A 16,630-nucleotide genomic window follows, 5' to 3' on the forward strand; every position below is an offset into this window, starting at 1 on the left:
CGCGATAGCCGCGACTCGGTTGTTATTGATGCCTATAAAAAACAGATTCTCGTGGAGCCTCGCTGATGAAATCCTATGAAGTCAACTTTGACGGTCTAGTGGGGCCGACCCATAACTACGGCGGGCTCTCGTACGGCAACGTCGCCTCCCAGAGCAACAGCCAGCAGTCTTCCAACCCCAAGGAAGCGGCGTTGCAAGGCCTGGCGAAAATGAAAGCGCTGATGGACATGGGTTTCCAGCAAGGCGTGCTTGCACCGCAGGAACGCCCGGACGTGGCGGCCCTGCGCCGGCTGGGCTTTGCCGGCAGCGATGCCCAAGTCATCCAGCAGGCCGCGAAAGAAGCGATGCCACTGTTGGTCGCCAGTTGCTCGGCCTCAAGCATGTGGGTGGCCAACGCCGCCACGGTCAGCCCGAGCGCCGACACCGCTGATGGCCGCGTGCACTTCACCGCCGCCAACCTGAACTGCAAATACCACCGCAGCATCGAGCACCCGACCACCAGCCGTGTGCTGGGGGCGATGTTCGCCAACCCACAACACTTCGCCCATCACGCCGCGTTGCCGGCGGTGGCGCAGTTCGGTGATGAAGGCGCGGCCAACCACACCCGTTTCTGCCGCGCCTACGGCGAGGCCGGCGTCGAATTCTTCGTCTTCGGTCGCAGTGCCTTCGACACCCGTTACCCCGCACCGCAGAAGTACCCGGCACGCCAGACCCTCGAAGCCTCCCAGGCGGTTGCGCGCCTGCACGGTCTGCGGGAGGAGGGCGTGGTCTACGCGCAACAGAATCCGTCGGTGATCGACCAAGGCGTGTTCCACAACGACGTGATCGCCGTGGGCAATGGCGAAGTGCTGTTCTATCACGAGGACGCGTTTCTCGAGACCGACAAGATGCTGGCCGAATTGAGCAGCAAACTCGCCAAGGTCGGTGGGAAATTTCAATCGGTGTGCGTACCGCGTTCGGCGGTCACCGTCGATGATGCGGTTCGTTCCTACCTGTTCAATAGCCAGTTGCTGTCGCGCCCCGACGGCTCGATGCTATTGATCGTGCCGGAAGAATGCCGTGGCAATGAACGCGTCTGGCAATACTTGCAAGGCCTGACGGGGTCTGGCGGGGTGATTCGCGAAGTGAAGGTCTTCGATCTCAAGCAAAGCATGCAGAACGGCGGCGGCCCCGCTTGCCTGAGATTGCGTGTAGCGCTGAACGAAACCGAACTGGCGGCCGTCAACCCAGGGGTTATCATGACCGCGCCGCTGTACGAGTCGTTGACCCAATGGGTCGAGCGTCACTACCGCGACCGCATGACCGAGAATGACCTGGCAGACCCGCAGTTGCTGCTCGAATGCCGCGGGGCACTGGATGAACTGACACAAATCCTTAAACTTGGCGCGGTTTATCCTTTCCAGATCAATTGAAAGCGCGCGCGACCTGACTACAGTCAAAGCAGGGCGCGTTGCCTTATCCCCAGACGAGAATGTAAAGACATGAGCGATACCCTGCAGCTGATCCTTGAAGACACCGACGGCACCCAACTGGAAACCTCCTGCACCCGCGTCGCGGTGATGTGGCAAGGCAAGGAATTGTGGATCCAGCAGGATGGCCGCGGTCAGCTGCTGATCGGCGTTGACGTCGAGGAAGGGGACGAGGAATACGCCAACCTGTTGTTGCGTCCATTGGCGACCAACCTGGTCAGCCTGCAATTGGAAATGGAACCGGCGGACGTCGGCGACGATGACCATGTCCATGGCCCGGATTGCGGCCACGACCATTAAGGAAACCGCGCTATGCTCGCCCTCGGCAAACTGCTTGAACTGACCCTCGCCGGCCGTGAACCGGCGGAGAAGACTCAACTGACTGTCGAAGGCGTACGGATGCGCTGGTTGAGCGAGGGCGCGCTGGAGGTCAAGCCGCCCGAAGCCCGGGATAATGGCCTGGACCTGCTGCTATCAGCCGGTATCCACGGCAACGAAACCGCGCCGATCGAATTGCTCGACCGCTTGCTGCACGACATCGCCCGTGGTGATCTGAAACCGCGGGCACGCATTCTGTTCCTGTTCGGCAACCCCGAGGCCATCCGGCGCGGGGAGCGTTTCGTCGAACAGGACGTCAACCGGCTGTTCAACGGTCGCCATGAACTGAGCGGCGGTCCTGAAGCGCTACGGGCCTGTGAGCTGGAACGGCTGGCCGCCAGTTTCTTCAGTCGGCCGGAGCGCAGTCGCTTGCACTACGACCTGCACACTGCGATTCGTGGCTCGAAAATCGAGCAGTTCGCCCTCTATCCATGGAAAGAAGGTCGCCAGCATTCACGCCGGGAACTGGCGCGCCTGCGTGCCGCGGGCATGGAGGCGGTGCTGCTGCAGAACAAGCCGTCCATCGTGTTCAGTGCCTATACCTACGATCAGCTCGGTGCCGAATCCTTCACCTTGGAGCTGGGCAAGGCCCGGCCATTCGGGCAGAACGACGGGGTCAACGTCAGCCTGCTGGAAACTGGCCTGCACCAGATCATCGAAGGCAACGAGCCGGAGTTGGACGAGGGTCTCGATGGCCTCCAGCTGTTCAGCGTGGCCCGGGAAATCATCAAGCACAGCGACAGTTTCCGCCTTAACCTGCCGGCGGATGTCGAGAACTTCTCCGAGCTTGAAAAAGGCTATGTGCTGGCCGAAGACATCGCCCAGACCCGCTGGGTGATCGAAGAGGAGGGCGCGCGGATCATCTTCCCGAACCCCAAGGTCAAGAATGGCTTGCGGGCTGGCATTCTGATCGTGCCGACGACGGACGAAAGCCTGGTCTAAAACCCACCTCATTCCAGTGTGGGAGCGGGCTTGCTCGCGAATGCGATGTGTCAGGCAATATATTTGTTAACTGACACACCGCATTCGCGAGCAAGCCCGCTCCCACAGGTTTTTTAGCCGCTTTTACACCGCTACCGCTCGCTGTTCACTGCGACGCAACGCCCGGGTCTTGTGCAAGGTATCGGCGCAGGTCTTCGCCGCTTCCTGGCCCTTGTGCACGAAATGCTCGAAGAAGAACTTCTGGTGTTCGTCCCCGGCATGGAAGTGATGCGGCGTGAGCACGACCGAGAACACCGGCACTTCGGTTTCCAGTTGCACCTGCATCAGGCCACTGATGACCGATTGGGCGACGAACTCGTGGCGGTAGATACCACCGTCCACCACCAGGCCGGCGGCGACGATGCCGGCGTAGCGGCCTGACTTGGCCAGCAGCTTGGCGTGCAGCGGAATTTCGAAGGCGCCGCCGACTTCGAAGAAGTCGATATCACTTTCCTGGTAACCCTGGAGGATCATTTCGGCGACGAAGCCTTTCCGGCTCTGGTCGACGATTTCCTTGTGCCAGCAGGCCTGGATGAACGCGACGCGCTCGCCCGGATGACTTTTGCTTTTGCTGTCGATTGCAGTGGGTTGCATGTTCTGGTTCCTGTTTGTGTGAAAAACAGGGCGTCATGAATCGAAGGGGATTCGAGGGTACGCCGCGCACGGAGTCGCAGTCGGCCCTTGGGTGTCGATCCCGTTCTCTCTTCATCCGGACTATGACCGTCGGCCCCGGAATCACACCGGGTCTGCTGACCTTGTCGCTACACCCCAACAGTGATGTATCGCCAAGCGCTCGCGGGCTATGCACGTTGCGTGCAATTACCGCCGGTGGGGAGTTGCACCCCGCCCTGAGAACGTTTTGCCGCCACATTTTGTAACGGCGGACGATTTTTAACACATATTCCGGTGCAGTGCATGACTTGGAAGCCTTGAGCACACATTGTGGCGAGGGAGCTTGCTCCCGCTCGGCTGCGAAGCAGCCGCAAAAGATGGGCCTGCTTCGCAGTCCAGCGGGAGCAAGCTCCCTCGCCACGGAAATTACTTCGAGCGGGCTTGATTATTCTTGCCCATGCCCGCAGTAATTGTCCTTCGAAAGGGAATTCCCCAAACAGCACCCGAGGCCAGATTCATGAGTGTTATCGATCTTCGCAGCGACACGGTCACCCAACCTTCCGCCGGCATGCTCGATGCCATGGCCAGTGCGCCGACCGGCGACGATGTGTATGGCGAAGACCCGACCGTCAATCGCCTCGAAGCCGAACTGGCCGAACGCCTGGGTTTCGCCGCGGCGCTATTCGTGCCCACCGGCACCATGAGCAACCTGTTGGGGTTGATGGCCCACTGCGAGCGTGGCGATGAATACATCGTCGGCCAGCAGGCCCACACCTACAAGTACGAAGGTGGCGGTGCGGCGGTGCTCGGTTCGATCCAGCCTCAGCCTCTCGAAGTACAGGCGGACGGTTCCCTGGACCTGGCGCACGTCGCCGCGGCGATCAAGCCCGATGACTTCCACTTTGCCCGCACCCGCCTGCTGGCCTTGGAAAACACCATGCAGGGCAAGGTGCTGCCGCTGGAATACCTGGCTCGGGCCCGGCGTTTCACCCAGGAACATGGCCTGGCGCTGCACCTGGACGGGGCGCGGTTGTACAACGCCGCGGTCAAGTTGAATGTCGATGCCCGGCAGATCACGCAACATTTCGATTCGGTGTCGGTGTGCCTGTCCAAGGGCCTTGGCGCGCCGGTGGGCTCGGTCCTGTGCGGCAGCGTCGAGCTGATCGGCAAGGCGCGCCGGCTGCGCAAGATGGTCGGTGGCGGCATGCGCCAGGCCGGGATTCTCGCGGCGGCGGGGCTGTATGCCCTGGACCATAACGTCCAGCGCCTGGCCGATGATCACGCCAATGCCCAGCGGCTTGCCGAGGGCTTGCGCGCGGCGGGCTACGAGGTCGAGCCGGTGCAGACCAACATGGTCTACGTGCAGATGGGCGAGCGGGCCGAGGCGATCAAGGCGTTTGCCGATGAGCGGGGCGTCAAGCTCAGCGCGGCGCCACGCTTGCGAATGGTGACGCACATGGACGTGAGCGCGGCGCAAATCGACCAGGTGGTCGCCACTTTCGTCGAATTTTCCCACCAATGACCCGCCAATCGGGGCAATTGACAGTTTCTATTGCATAAACACGCTGTACCCCACGCGCGGGGCCGATATAATGCGGCCCTTTGCCGTTGCTTCGTCTGTTGACGTTTTGCACAGGCCTTTGGCCGCAGCCTCCGTGGAAGAACCTAATGAAAAGCGCAGAAATCCGTGAAGCCTTCCTTCGCTTCTTCGAAGAGCAAGGCCACACTCGAGTAGCCTCCAGCTCTTTGATTCCGGGCAACGACCCGACCCTGCTGTTCACCAACGCGGGGATGAACCAGTTCAAGGACTGCTTCCTGGGCCAGGAAAAACGTGCCTACACCCGTGCAGTGAGCAGCCAGAAGTGCGTGCGTGCCGGCGGCAAGCACAACGACCTGGAAAACGTCGGCTATACCGCACGTCACCACACCTTCTTCGAAATGCTGGGTAACTTCAGCTTCGGTGATTATTTCAAGCGCGACGCCATCACCTTCGCCTGGACCTTCCTGACCTCCGACAAGTGGCTGAACCTGCCCAAGGAGAAGCTCTGGGTAACGGTCTACGCCACTGACGACGAAGCCTATGACATCTGGACCAAAGAGGTCGGTGTCCCTGCAGAGCGCATGGTGCGCATCGGCGACAACAAAGGCGCGCCTTACGCCTCCGATAACTTCTGGACCATGGGCGACACCGGCCCATGCGGTCCTTGCACCGAGATTTTCTACGATCACGGCGCCGACATATGGGGCGGCCCACCCGGCTCGCCGGAAGAAGACGGCGACCGCTACATCGAGATCTGGAACAACGTGTTCATGCAGTTCAACCGCACCGCCGATGGCGTGTTGCATCCGCTGCCAGCGCCGTCGGTGGACACCGGCATGGGCCTGGAGCGGATCAGTGCGGTGCTGCAGCACGTTCATTCCAACTACGAGATCGACCTGTTCCAGAGCCTGCTGAGCGCGTCGGCCAAGGCCATCGGTTGCACCAACGACAACCAGGCTTCGCTGAAAGTCGTCGCTGACCACATCCGTTCCTGCGGTTTCCTGATTGCCGACGGTGTACTGCCTTCCAACGAAGGCCGCGGTTATGTGCTGCGCCGGATCATCCGTCGCGCCTGCCGTCACGGCAACAAGCTGGGCGCCAAGGGCAGCTTCTTCTATCAGATCGTCGGAGCGTTGGTGGCCGAGATGGGCGAAGCCTTCCCGGAACTCAAGTCCCAGCAGGCGCACATCGAGCGCGTGCTCAAGGCGGAAGAAGAGCAATTCGCCAAGACTCTGGAGCAAGGCCTGAAGATCCTCGAGCAGGACCTGGCCGAACTCAAGGGCAACGTGGTCCCGGGCGACGTGGTGTTCAAGCTGTACGACACCTACGGTTTCCCGATGGACCTGACTGGCGACATCGCCCGCGAACGCAACCTGACCCTCGACGAGGATGGTTTCGAGCGCGAGATGGAAGCCCAGCGGGTGCGCGCGCGTTCCGCCAGCTCCTTCGGCATGGACTACAACAGCCTGGTCAAGGTTGACGTGGCCACCGAGTTCACCGGTTATGCCGGCACCACCGGTTCGGCCAAGATCGTTGCCATCTATAAGGATGGGCAGTCGGTGGACATCCTGAGCGAAGGCCAGGAAGGCGTGATCGTGTTGGACAAGACGCCGTTCTACGCCGAATCCGGCGGCCAGATCGGCGACAGCGGTTACCTGCAAGCGGGCAGCTCGCGTTTCGACGTGCGTGACACCACCAAGACCGGCGGCGCCTTCTTGCACCACGGCGTGCTGGCGTCGGGCAGCTTGATGATCGCCGCTCCCGTGGCGGCCCATGTCGATGCCGAGGTTCGCCACGCGACATCGCTGAACCACTCCGCCACGCACTTGCTGCACGCAGCGTTGCGCCAGGTGCTGGGCGAGCATGTCCAGCAGAAGGGCTCGTTGGTGGACAGTCAGCGCCTGCGCTTTGACTTCAGCCATTTTGAAGCCATCAAACCTGAGCAGATCAAGGCGCTGGAAGAGATTGTCAACGCCGAGATTCGCAAGAATTCCCCGGTGGAAACCGAAGAAACCGACATCGAAACTGCCAAGCGCAAGGGCGCGATGGCGTTGTTCGGCGAGAAATACGGCGACAGCGTGCGTGTGCTGAGCATGGGCGACTTCTCCGTTGAGCTGTGCGGTGGCATTCACGCCAACCGGACCGGCGACATTGGCCTGATGAAAATCATCAGCGAAGGCGGCGTGGCCTCCGGCGTGCGCCGGATCGAAGCGGTTACCGGCGCTGCGGCCCTGGCGTACCTCAACGCGGCCGAAGAACAACTCAAGGAAGCGGCCATCCTGATCAAGGGCAGCCGCGACAACCTGATCGACAAGCTGTCGGCTGTGCTGGAACGCAACCGCCTGCTGGAAAAGCAATTCGAGCAGTTGCAGGCCAAGGCCGCCAGCGCCGCGGGCGACGATCTGTCGGCCCAGGCCGTGGACGTCAAGGGCGTGAAGGTGCTGGCCGTGCGTCTGGACGGCCAGGATGGCAAGGCGCTGTTGGCACTGGTCGATCAACTGAAAAACAAACTCGGCCGCGCAGTGATCCTGCTCGGCAGTGTCCATGAGGAAAAGGTCGTTCTCGTCGCAGGCGTGACCAAAGACCTGACTGGCCAACTCAAAGCCGGTGATTTGATGAAGCAGGCCGCCGCGGCAGTGGGCGGCAAGGGCGGTGGTCGTCCGGACATGGCGCAAGGCGGTGGTACCGACGTCGGCGCACTGGACGCGGCACTGGCCCAGACCGTTGCATTTGTAGAGCAGGGTATTTAAGGCAGCGTCGCGGGCTCGTGGTCTAGTGACGAGCCCGCGCGCTGCTGATTGAATTATTGGGCGCCCTTCATGGGCAGAGGCGGCTTTGAAATGGCTTTGATCGTACAGAAATTTGGAGGCACCTCGGTCGGCACTGTCGAGAGAATCGAACAAGTCGCCGACAAGGTTAAGAAATTCCGTGAAGCGGGCGATGACCTGGTGGTTGTGCTGTCGGCCATGAGCGGCGAGACCAACCGTCTGATCGATCTGGCCAAGCAAATCAGCGGCGACCAGCAACCGGTTCCCCGCGAGCTGGACGTGATCGTTTCCACTGGCGAGCAGGTGACCATCGCCTTGCTGGCCATGGCGCTGATCAAGCGTGGTGTGCCGGCGGTGTCCTACACCGGCAACCAGGTGCGCATCCTGACGGACAGCGCGCACAACAAAGCGCGTATCCTGCAGATCGACGACCAGAAGATTCGCGGTGACCTGAAGGCTGGCCGTGTCGTGGTCGTCGCTGGTTTCCAGGGCGTGGACGAGCAGGGCAACATCACCACCCTCGGCCGTGGCGGTTCCGACACCACCGGCGTGGCGCTGGCAGCGGCTCTCAAGGCTGACGAATGCCAGATCTACACCGATGTGGACGGTGTCTACACCACCGACCCACGGGTCGTGCCTGTGGCCCAGCGCCTGGACAAGATCACATTCGAAGAAATGCTGGAAATGGCCAGTCTCGGCTCGAAGGTGTTGCAGATCCGGGCGGTTGAATTCGCCGGCAAGTACAACGTTCCGCTGCGCGTTCTGCACAGCTTCAAAGAGGGTCCGGGCACCCTCATTACTATCGATGAAGAGGAATCCATGGAACAGCCGATCATTTCCGGCATCGCTTTCAACCGCGATGAAGCCAAGCTGACCATCCGTGGCGTGCCAGACACCCCCGGCGTGGCGTTCAAGATTCTCGGCCCGATCAGCGCCGCGAACATCGAAGTCGACATGATCGTGCAGAACGTTTCGCACGATAACACCACAGACTTCACCTTCACCGTGCACCGCAACGACTACCAGTCTGCCGAAGCGATCCTGAAAAAGACCGCTGGCGAGATCGGTGCCCGGGAAGTGGTGGGCGATACCAAGATCGCCAAGGTCTCGATCGTTGGTGTCGGCATGCGTTCCCACGCGGGCGTGGCCAGCCGCATGTTCGAATCCCTGGCCAAGGAAAGCATCAACATCCAGATGATCTCTACCTCGGAAATCAAGGTTTCCGTGGTCATCGAAGAGAAGTACCTGGAACTGGCCGTGCGCGCCCTGCACACGGCTTTCGAACTCGACGCTGCTGTCCAACAGGGCGAATAAAGCGTTGTCTTGAGGGCGCGGCTGGACCGCGCCCTTTGTTTTTCTGAATGGCGCGTCTCAAAACTGTTCTTTTGCCCGCGCTGGTCAATACTAGGCCTGTAGGCTTCGACCGTTTCGGTTGTAGGTCCAATGCCTTTTTTTTGCAGACTGTTGTCCCTTAAGTGAATTGCGTGAGGAGAAAGGTATGCTGATTCTGACCCGTCGGTGTGCAGAAAGCCTGATTATTGGCGATGGCGAAATCACCGTGACCGTGCTCGGCGTCAAAGGAAACCAAGTGCGTATCGGCGTCAATGCCCCGAAAGAGGTCGCTGTACACCGGGAGGAAATCTACCTGCGTATCAAGAAAGAGAAGGACGACGAACCAAGCCATTAATTTTTATCGATTTTTATGTTTGCAAACGGGGATGAAGGTGGTTAATATACGCCCCGTGTTGCGGAGAGCTGGCCGAGTGGCCGAAGGCGCTCCCCTGCTAAGGGAGTACACCTCAAAAGGGTGTCGGGGGTTCGAATCCCCCGTTCTCCGCCATTATTCGTTTAGTGCGTCAGAACCTGGCTTTATCGGTAAGTGGTTGAAATTACTGAAAAAAGCGCTTTACAAAAGGAATTGACGACCTATAATGCGCGGCAACAAATGCACTCGTAGCTCAGCTGGATAGAGTACTCGGCTACGAACCGAGCGGTCACAGGTTCGAATCCTGTCGAGTGCACCATTTAAGAGTCGTTTGCAGCAATGCAAATAACTTGGCTTCAACCAGTTGTGATCTGGTATAAAACCACAACTTGCACTCGTAGCTCAGCTGGATAGAGTACTCGGCTACGAACCGAGCGGTCACAGGTTCGAATCCTGTCGAGTGCACCAAACACCAAAAAGCCCGCGTTTAACGCGGGCTTTTTGCTGTCTACGATTTGCCTTTCACGCACCCCTTCTCATCGAACACAACCTCGGCGCTGCGACCTTTCTTCGCCTTGTAGGTATAGCGTGTGCTCGAATTCCTGACTTTGATCGAATCTGGCTTGCCCAAGGCGCTCTCTACGTCTTGTTGGCTCATGCCGACGACGATGCGTCGTTCCAGGATGGCATCGCGCCGTTGCCTGGCATCGATGAGGTTCCCGCAGCGGTCCTGGAACTGGCCAACCACGGTCGGTTCCTTGCGGGCGGTTGTGTTGCCGGATGTTTGTCGGCGCTCCGCTTCGGGCAGCATCGCTTCGGTCGTCGGCTCGCTCGTGCCAGGGCTGTACGGGTGGATCTGCTGCAGCGACAGGGCTTCTCCCGGGCCGCAGCTCAAGGTGGTGAACGTCACGTGCCCTGCAAGACTTTCGCAGCGGTGCACGGTCTGCCCGGCTGCCCACAACGGCAGGCAGGGCAGGGCGGCGAGCAGGAACAGGTAGTGGCTGACAGGCATCCGATCGTCCTCCTTGACGGTGCAGGAGAAAAGGGTAGTCGCTGCATTCCTATCGGCGCGTGTGTTTTCTTTTCTGAATAAGTCGTCGTAAGGGGATGGTTCAGCCTGTGTTCAGGTTTGTCTCGCAAGCGCTTGTTCTTGCCATGATTTTTTAGCGTTTTAAAGCGACAAGCGGTGTATGATTGCGCCCGTCAGCCCCGCCGGGGCTTTGGAATATCTCCATGGACTTACCCAGTAGTTACTCAATATCTAGTTTTGCCAATCATGAATTAACTGATTGATCCTTCCGGCGTGCTCCACTGCTGGGAGTGGAGTTCGCCTATGACCCAAGTAGAAGTAAAAAAAACGCAGGAAAGCCTTCAGGATCGCCTCGCTCAAGTCGTTGAGCTGCTGCAGCGCCAGCGGGTCGTCGAAGACCTGACGCATCGCCAGGAAGGCCCGAATCATGACCGGGTCGAGAACCTGGTCCACCGGCAGAACCTCGTCGAGCTGCAACGCAAGCTCGATGACCTGCACTCCGCCGACGTCGCCTACATTCTTGAAGCCCTGCCACTGGAAGAGCGCCTGACGGTCTGGCAGTTGGTCAAGGCTGACCGCGACGGTGACATCCTGCTCGAAGTGTCGGACTCGGTTCGGGAAACCCTGATCGCCGACATGGACGATCACGAGTTGCTGGCGGCGGCCAAGGAGATGGACGCCGACGAACTCGCCGACCTGGCGCCCGAACTGCCACGGGATGTTGTCCACGAGCTGATGGAAGCCCTCGACGGCCAGCAGCGTGAGCGTGTGCGCTCGGCGCTGTCCTACGACGAGGAGCAGGTCGGCGCGTTGATGGACTTCGAGATGGTGACGATCCGCGAGGACGTCAGCCTTGAAGTGGTCTTGCGTTACCTGCGCCGTCTCAAGGAGCTGCCCGGCCATACCGACAAGCTATTCGTGGTCGACTATGACGGCGTGCTCAAGGGCGTGCTGCCCATCAAGCGCCTGCTCGTCAACGACCCGGAAAAGCAGGTCGCCGAGGTCATGGCCAGCGACCCGGTGAGCTTTCACCCGGACGAAGACGCCTACGATGCGGCCCAGGCATTCGAACGTTATGACTTGATTTCCGCACCGGTGGTCGACAAGAACGGCAAGCTGATCGGCCGTTTGACCATCGATGAAATGGTCGACTTGATTCGTGAGGAAAGCGAAAGCGAAGTCCTCAACATGGCCGGTCTGCGCGAAGAGGAAGACATCTTCGCCTCGGTCTGGAAGTCCCTGCGTAACCGCTGGGCCTGGCTGGCGATCAACCTGATCACGGCGTTCGTGGCTTCCCGGGTCATCGGCCTGTTCGAAGGCTCCATCGAGAAGCTGGTGGCGCTTGCGGCGCTGATGCCCATCGTCGCCGGTATCGGTGGCAACTCCGGTAACCAGACCATCACCATGATTGTCCGTGCCATGGCGCTGGACCAGGTCAGCACCGGCAATACCTCGCGGTTGATGCGCAAGGAGCTGGCTGTCTCCTTGATCAACGGCGTGATCTGGGGTGGCGTGATCGGTGTGGTGGCTTATCTGCTTTATGGCAGCTGGTCGCTGGGGGTGGTCATGACGGCCGCGATGACACTCAACCTGCTGCTGGCGGCATTGATGGGGGTATTGATCCCCATGACGTTGGCCCGTATGGGGCGTGATCCTGCCATGGGTGCCAGCGTCATGATTACCGCGGTGACCGACAGTGGCGGGTTCTTCATTTTCCTGGGGTTGGCGACTATCTTTCTGCTTTGATCATTTATCGGGAAAGCCGCCTGTTGGCGTAATACTGTTCACTTGGGAAAAACGGCGCTTGTTTCAGAAATGAAAAGCGCCGTTTTTTTTTGAAAAGTCTAATCGCCTTTTTCCAAGCGGGTGGTGCGCATATCCGTTTCTGCGGTAACGGCTGCTTAGGGTTCTCCGAGGCGGCCTGGTAGCCGACCTGTTTCTTATTAAAGGCCGCGATCTCCTGTGGGAGCGAGCCTGCTCGCGATGAGGCCGGAAAACCTGGCATCCATTTGACTGAGCTACCGCCATCGCGAGCAGGCTCGCACCCACATTCAATTTCCAGTGAACACAAAATTTATATCCAACACGGAACCCCCTGTGGGAGCGAGCCTGCTCGCGATGAGGCCGGAAAACCTGGCATCCATTTGACTGAGCTACCGCCATCGCGAGCAGGCTCGCTCCCACATTCAATTTCCAGTGAACACAAAATTTATATCCAACACGGAACCCCTGTGGGAGCGAGCCTGCTCGCGATGAGGCCGGAAAACCTGGCATCCATTTGACTGAGCTACCGCCATCGCGAGCAGGCTCGCACCCACATTCAATTTCCAGTGAACACAAAATTTATATCCAGCACGGAACCCCTGTGGGAGCGAGCTTGCTCGCGATGGGGCCGGCAAGCCCAACATCCATGTGACTGAACCACCGCTATCGCGAGCAAGCTCGCTCCCACAGGTTGGCGGGCTTTCTTATGGGCACGAGAAAAATGGGGAAGGAGGGCCAAACGCCAGGCATAAAAAAGCCAGCACGAAGCTGGCTTGAGTGTTTTGTGTGTGATCAGCTCGGCTCTGCGGCCATCTCTACGTCATGAGCAATCAGCGAAACGAGGGCGTTCTGCTGGCGGTGGGAAAGTTGTCGGAAGCGTTGAAGCAACTCGCGTTCATGCAAAGACAGCTCTGGGCTGTCCAGGCGCATGCTCAACTCTTCACCCAGTGCACCTTCCTGAATCAGGCTTTGCTCCAGGCGCGCAATGATTTCAGAGTTCATGCTGCGATGATGATTACGAGCCACCTCGGCAATGCGTTCCCGCATTCCGTCTGGCAGACGTACGACGAACTTGTCAGCCGTACGGCTGGAATAAATTGCCTGTTTCATTGGGCGCATATTTATTTAACCGGTTAGTTCAGGGGAGCGGTTCTTGGGATTGGCCGCAGGATGTCGATAGGACAAGCCCCGTTGCCAAATGTTCAACCTGAATTGTTAAGAGGCCCGCATCATGCCTCAAAATTGCCAGATCATTGGCGCCAATTCTGTGACAAATTCTGATCCGGGTAAAGGCGTTATGCCAGCACCTTTCATCAAAAAAATGCGGACTGGTTGGAAAAAACAACAGGTTCGCATTTTGTGACCGTCAGATTGTGTCGTTGTGCCATACCGTTTGGCGGATAACGGAAATGGACAAAAACGCCTGCCGTCCCTGTCTTGTACAGGATAGTGGCAAATGGCCGATTTACTAGGATGAACAAGCCTGGGGCAGATGAATGGTGGCCGAGGCATGGCTGTCTGGCCTATCCAGCCTTCCGAGCAATACCATTTTGCCTACACTTAAAAAAGGGACGACATGACAAACGCAGGGCAGGTCGTTAACATGCACGCCGTTCCGCGCACCGCATTCCTCGTGGTCGACTCGTGTCTCAGTAGCTCAATTGGATAGAGCATCCCCCTCCTAAGGGGAAGGTTGGCAGTTCGAACCTGCCCTGGGACACCATTATAAACAGTGGGTTAGCGTGTTTGCCGCTCACTTTCCCCTGCTTCATTCCCCGTCCCAAGCGATCATCTTCGCCTTCAGCGCGCCATGCGTGCCTTGCACCACTCTTCATTCCCCAGGCTGTGATCGACTGCCCATTTTTGCTCTTTTTTACCGAGCCTGTTTCGGTAACGCGAAACTTTCTCCCCCCTCTGCCATCAGACCGTCTCGGTACGTTGTAGGACTTTTCCTTCGTAGCCGATGGATTCGTACCTCTTTTTTACCGATGTCGGTGCCGCATTTCGCAGGCCTGACCCACCGTGTCTTTGATTCAGGCCACAAGGATGTGACATGCAGCCAGCCGCACCCTGCCGAACGTGTAAACCGAGCAGCCCTCGCCGTTGTGTTGACGCAACCCGTTCATCCGCACAGAACGCCAGGCGTCTCGCACTGCTGTTGATGGCGGCCTGGATGACGGGCGCGTGGAGCGCTGCACAGGCGGCTGGGCCTGAAGAAGAGCTGCTGCGCCAGCAAGAACGCGAACGGGTACTGAGGGAGCAATTGGAGTCCCGGCCGGACGTACGCTTGCAGGCGACACCCGTGGATGAAGGTGTCGAGCGCTTGCCCGCCAAGGAGAGTCCCTGCTTCGCCATCAATGACATTCGCCTGATCGGCGAAGCGTCGGAACAATTCCAGTGGGCGTTGCGCGCCGCCAACCCCAAGGATGATCCGGCCATTGGCCGTTGCCTCGGTGGCGACGGGATCAACCTGACGATGAAACGCATGCAGAATGCGATCATCGAGGCCGGCTACGTCACCACGCGCGTACTGGCCGAAGCCCAGGATCTGAACAGTGGGGTCCTGGTGTTGACCCTCGTGCCGGGGCGCATCCGTGAGATTCGTTTCGAAGAGGGCACCAGCTCCCGAGCCAATGCCTGGAACGCGATGCCGGCCAGTCCTGGCGATCTGCTCAACTTGCGCGACATCGAGCAGGCGCTGGAGAACTTCAAGCGCGTGCCGACCGCCGAGGCCGACATCAAGATCGCGCCCGCCCGTGCCGCCGACGCCAAACCCGGTGAGAGCGACGTGGTAATCGCCTGGAGCCAGCGGTTCCCCGCTCGGGTGAGCCTGTCGGTGGACAATTCGGGCAGCAAGACCACGGGTAAATACCAGGGCAACGTGTCGCTGTCCCTGGACAACCTGCTGTCGCTCAACGATTTGTTCTACGCCAGCGTCAACCATGACTTGGGCGGTGGCGAGTCCGGCCATCGCGGCTCCGATGGCAGCACGCTGCATTATTCGCTGCCGTTCGGTTATTGGCAGTTGGGGTTCACCAGCAGCGAATACAACTACGAACAGTCGGTCGCCGGCGCCAACCAGACCTATCAGTACCGGGGCGAGAGTCGCAACAACGAGGTGCGCCTGTCACGCCTGCTGTACCGTGACGCCGTTCGCAAGACCACGGCCTGGGGCAGCCTGTGGACGCGCTCCTCTGAGAACTTCATCGACGACACCGAAGTCGGCAACCAGAAACGCCGCATGGCCGGTTGGCAGTTGGGGTTGGATCATCGGGAGTTCATTGGCGCTTCGATTCTTGACCTGGGCGTCGCTTATCGTCGCGGCACCGGTGCCCATGATGCGCTCAGGGCGCCTGAAGAAGACTTTGACGCCGGCACGTCACGCTCGCAGATCATCACCGCCGATGCCCAATTGCAGGTGCCGTTCCAGGTTGGCGATCAGCGCCTGCGCTACATCGGCGGCTGGCGCGCGCAATGGAACCGCACGCCGCTGGTGCCTCAGGATCGTTTCTCCATCGGCGGGCGCTACAGCGTGCGCGGCTTCGATGGCGAAAACATTCTGTCCGCCGACCGTGGCTGGACCCTGCGCAACGAAATCGGCCTGTCCCTGGGGCAGACCGGCCAGGAACTCTACACCGGTATCGACTATGGCGAGGTCAGCGGCCAATCCAGTGAATTCCTGATCGGCCAGCGCCTGGCGGGGGCCGTGGTGGGTATACGCGGCGGTTACAAAGGCCTGTCCTATGACTGGTCGGTGGGGACGCCGTTGAAGAAGCCCGATGGTTTCGAGACGGCCAACGTGACCAGCGCGTTCACCGTCATCTGGTCATTCTGAGGTGATTCCATGCAGTTCGAGACGCTAGACATTATCGCCCCCGGCCTGATCGACGAGCCTTGGAGCGAAGCCGCGGTGTTCGGCTCCGCCACCTGGTTGTGGATGCACTCCAAGGCCCATCGCGACGCGCCGTTGCACACCTTGCCAACGCTGCTGCTGCCGGCGCTCAAGCATCGCCAGTTCGTGCTTGGTTCCGAACACGGCAAGCCGGTGTTCTACCTGTCCTGGCTCAACCTCGACGAGGCGGCGGAGCAACGCTACCTGCGGCAGTCGCCGTTGGCGCTGACCCAGGACGACTGGAACAGCGGCGAGCGCCTCTGGCTCAACGACTGGGTCGCTCCCTTTGGCCACACGGCGGTATTGAGCCGCTTGTTGCAACGTCATCTTTTTATCGATCGCTGCGCCCGTGCCCTCTATCACCGAGGCGACGAGCGCGGCCTGCGGGTCAAGACATTCCAAGGCATCGGGGTCATTCCCGAACAGGCCCAGGCCTGGTTTGCCGCCCATCCGCTGGCAATCGAAGCGTAACTCCAACCACTGCTCGTGCG

Annotated in this window: 13 protein-coding genes, 4 tRNA genes and 1 riboswitch; of the genes, 14 read left to right on the top strand and 3 right to left on the bottom strand. The window is 59.7% G+C overall.

Features of this window, described 5'->3' with window-relative positions; all coding sequences use genetic code 11:
- The first annotated feature begins 65 nt into the window (after positions 1 to 65).
- From astB to astE, 3 genes are all read left to right on the top strand, one after another.
- Positions 66 to 1,412, top strand: a complete 1,347-nt coding sequence (astB, locus tag J3P88_RS07550) for an N-succinylarginine dihydrolase (protein ID WP_434574572.1) — start codon at positions 66 to 68, stop codon at positions 1,410 to 1,412.
- 69 nt (positions 1,413 to 1,481) lie between these two features.
- A complete protein-coding gene (locus J3P88_RS07555) occupies positions 1,482 to 1,769 on the top strand; it encodes a hypothetical protein (protein ID WP_003178862.1) in 288 nt (95 codons plus the stop codon).
- Positions 1,770 to 1,781: 12 nt separating this feature from the next.
- Positions 1,782 to 2,789: a succinylglutamate desuccinylase gene (gene astE, locus J3P88_RS07560; RefSeq protein ID WP_434574573.1), complete on the top strand. Its 1,008-nt coding sequence runs from the start codon at positions 1,782 to 1,784 to the stop codon at positions 2,787 to 2,789.
- Positions 2,790 to 2,912: 123 nt separating this feature from the next.
- Here the strand turns inward: astE and J3P88_RS07565 are convergent, their stop codons facing one another.
- Complete coding sequence (locus J3P88_RS07565) at positions 2,913 to 3,422, bottom strand: 6,7-dimethyl-8-ribityllumazine synthase (protein WP_186707065.1); 510 nt, start codon at positions 3,420 to 3,422, stop codon at positions 2,913 to 2,915.
- A 98-nt stretch (positions 3,423 to 3,520) separates the two neighbouring features.
- A riboswitch (FMN riboswitch) is annotated at positions 3,521 to 3,688 on the bottom strand.
- A gap of 269 nt (positions 3,689 to 3,957) precedes the next feature.
- Between J3P88_RS07565 and ltaE the strand changes: the two genes are divergently transcribed.
- The 7 genes from ltaE to J3P88_RS07600 all read left to right on the top strand — a co-directional run bounded on the left by ltaE (position 3,958) and on the right by J3P88_RS07600 (position 9,921).
- The gene (gene ltaE, locus J3P88_RS07570; protein ID WP_186707064.1) at positions 3,958 to 4,962 is read left to right on the top strand and encodes a low-specificity L-threonine aldolase; all 1,005 of its coding nucleotides are present in this window, start codon (positions 3,958 to 3,960) and stop codon (positions 4,960 to 4,962) included.
- A gap of 146 nt (positions 4,963 to 5,108) precedes the next feature.
- Positions 5,109 to 7,730: an alanine--tRNA ligase gene (gene alaS / locus J3P88_RS07575; protein WP_434574574.1), complete on the top strand. Its 2,622-nt coding sequence runs from the start codon at positions 5,109 to 5,111 to the stop codon at positions 7,728 to 7,730.
- Between the two features lie 90 nt (positions 7,731 to 7,820).
- Entirely contained in the window at positions 7,821 to 9,062 is a 1,242-nt protein-coding gene (locus J3P88_RS07580) for an aspartate kinase (RefSeq protein WP_053124398.1), read from the top strand.
- Positions 9,063 to 9,246: 184 nt separating this feature from the next.
- Positions 9,247 to 9,435, top strand: coding sequence for a carbon storage regulator CsrA (gene csrA, locus J3P88_RS07585; protein ID WP_003178872.1), 189 nt, complete (start codon positions 9,247 to 9,249; stop codon positions 9,433 to 9,435).
- A 62-nt stretch (positions 9,436 to 9,497) separates the two neighbouring features.
- A tRNA-Ser gene (locus J3P88_RS07590) sits at positions 9,498 to 9,588 on the top strand.
- A 107-nt stretch (positions 9,589 to 9,695) separates the two neighbouring features.
- A tRNA-Arg gene (locus J3P88_RS07595) sits at positions 9,696 to 9,772 on the top strand.
- 72 nt (positions 9,773 to 9,844) lie between these two features.
- Positions 9,845 to 9,921, top strand: a tRNA-Arg gene (locus J3P88_RS07600).
- A gap of 40 nt (positions 9,922 to 9,961) precedes the next feature.
- Here the strand turns inward: J3P88_RS07600 and J3P88_RS07605 are convergent.
- On the bottom strand, positions 9,962 to 10,465 hold the full coding sequence (locus tag J3P88_RS07605) for a cell envelope protein SmpA (protein WP_434574575.1): 504 nt from the start codon (positions 10,463 to 10,465) through the stop codon (positions 9,962 to 9,964).
- A 321-nt stretch (positions 10,466 to 10,786) separates the two neighbouring features.
- Between J3P88_RS07605 and mgtE the strand changes: the two genes are divergently transcribed.
- The gene (mgtE, locus tag J3P88_RS07610) at positions 10,787 to 12,229 is read left to right on the top strand and encodes a magnesium transporter (protein ID WP_060741018.1); all 1,443 of its coding nucleotides are present in this window, start codon (positions 10,787 to 10,789) and stop codon (positions 12,227 to 12,229) included.
- 810 nt (positions 12,230 to 13,039) lie between these two features.
- Here mgtE and J3P88_RS07615 read toward each other — a convergent pair.
- Positions 13,040 to 13,366 (bottom strand): Arc family DNA-binding protein, encoded by a 327-nt coding sequence (locus tag J3P88_RS07615; RefSeq protein ID WP_186707061.1) that lies wholly within the window; start codon positions 13,364 to 13,366, stop codon positions 13,040 to 13,042.
- Positions 13,367 to 13,893: 527 nt separating this feature from the next.
- On the opposite strand from J3P88_RS07615, the gene J3P88_RS07620 reads away from it, so the two are divergent.
- The 3 genes from J3P88_RS07620 to J3P88_RS07630 all read left to right on the top strand — a co-directional run bounded on the left by J3P88_RS07620 (position 13,894) and on the right by J3P88_RS07630 (position 16,610).
- Positions 13,894 to 13,970, top strand: a tRNA-Arg gene (locus J3P88_RS07620).
- Between the two features lie 450 nt (positions 13,971 to 14,420).
- Positions 14,421 to 16,082 carry a ShlB/FhaC/HecB family hemolysin secretion/activation protein gene (locus tag J3P88_RS07625; RefSeq protein WP_434574576.1) on the top strand — a complete coding sequence of 554 codons (1,662 nt, stop codon included), beginning with the start codon at positions 14,421 to 14,423 and terminating at the stop codon, positions 16,080 to 16,082.
- A 9-nt stretch (positions 16,083 to 16,091) separates the two neighbouring features.
- Positions 16,092 to 16,610 (top strand): toxin-activating lysine-acyltransferase, encoded by a 519-nt coding sequence (locus J3P88_RS07630; protein WP_109753925.1) that lies wholly within the window; start codon positions 16,092 to 16,094, stop codon positions 16,608 to 16,610.
- The last annotated feature ends 20 nt before the right edge of the window (positions 16,611 to 16,630 follow it).

The organism is Pseudomonas sp. Z3-6 (assembly GCF_051131985.1).
Taxonomy (GTDB): Bacteria; Pseudomonadota; Gammaproteobacteria; order Pseudomonadales; family Pseudomonadaceae; genus Aquipseudomonas; species Aquipseudomonas zanjanensis.